Here is a 1,198-nt window from a genome sequence, read left to right on the forward strand (position 1 = left end):
CTTGTGCAGCATCTTCGATCTTCTTCCGGAGGACCGAATCCTGCAACCGTCCCTGGGTTTTCCCTCTGCGCGGGCGACCTTCTGCCTCGACATCAAGACTGTCGCGGTGCGCCACCCACAACATTTCGAGATCCAAAGCTACGTTTGCCGCCAGCATGATTCCGCCTCCCTGAGGTCGCCAATGCTGTTCAGGCATAGCCTCTTCCAAGGCCTCGGTTGGTAGTCGATCTTCGACCGCAAGGACGGCATCCCACTGTAAGTCGACATAATTTGCCGGACGGTCGGAACCATCCCAATGATTGCTATCGTAAATTTCGCTTCTCACCTTTCCGCTGGCAACTATTCCTCGTCCCTTAGTTCCCTGACGAAGCAGGAAAACCCGGTCGCCTGGGCCAACCCCGCTCTTCCGTCCACCCGTTGACCAGTTGTCCGGAACCCGCTTTCCTTGCGCAGTACGTTCGATGGCGTCGCGATAGTCAGTGCCCCAATCCCATTGATCTGGATTCCACGTAACGATCAACGCGTTGTGCATGACCAGTACCTCCTGCGCGGACTGGTCCAGATCGATGGAATCGATCCTGGTCTCGGACCGAGGTGGCCTCAGGCCGAGATTGTCCCGCGATCCGCCGCGTCGAGCACCGGCGTACCTTGCAGCCTGTTTTTCGGATTGCTCATGCAGTCCACCAGAACGAACGACATATGTTATTTGCCAGTCATTTCCGTTTCGCCGACCAATTACCTGTTGCTTCCCGGCATACTTGGCCTCCGCTCGGGCGTGAGCCTCGATACGGGCAAGATCGGACGATGTTGCCACCGGAACTGATCCTGTCACACAATAGTGCTCAAAAGTTTCCCACCATCCGTACAAGATTCCTCCGATGCTTGGATCCAATACTGAATGGCCAATAGTAAGGTTCGAGCGCATTTCAGTTTCGATTACGACCCGCGCCCGACCGAATTGCGTAGACAATGCTTGGAGCGCCCCCCGAGGACTTCATTTCGGGCAACGAAAAGCGCAGCGTCGGAACAACCCCACCTGATATATACGGGCGCGTGACGAACCGGAGCGATTCGCTCCGATGATATCGGCTGCCGAAGAGATGATCCGTGATCTGGTAGGTGGGTTCGTGAAGCGGCGCCTGCAGCTGAAGGGCGAGGCCGCGGGCGTGCAGGTCATCGACTCCTACGCGCACCACCC

At 57.2% G+C, this 1,198-nt stretch carries 1 protein-coding gene; it reads right to left on the reverse strand.

Going from position 1 to position 1,198, the window contains the following annotated elements; genetic code table 11:
- Positions 1-814 (reverse strand): hypothetical protein (locus tag ABT116_RS48190; protein WP_351647840.1); only part of this gene is annotated, 814 nt, incomplete at its 3' end.
- Between the last annotated feature and the right edge of the window lie 384 nt (positions 815-1,198).

Origin of the sequence: Streptomyces sp. NPDC002130 (assembly GCF_040296465.1) — a bacterium.
Lineage (GTDB): Bacteria > Actinomycetota > Actinomycetes > Streptomycetales > Streptomycetaceae > Streptomyces.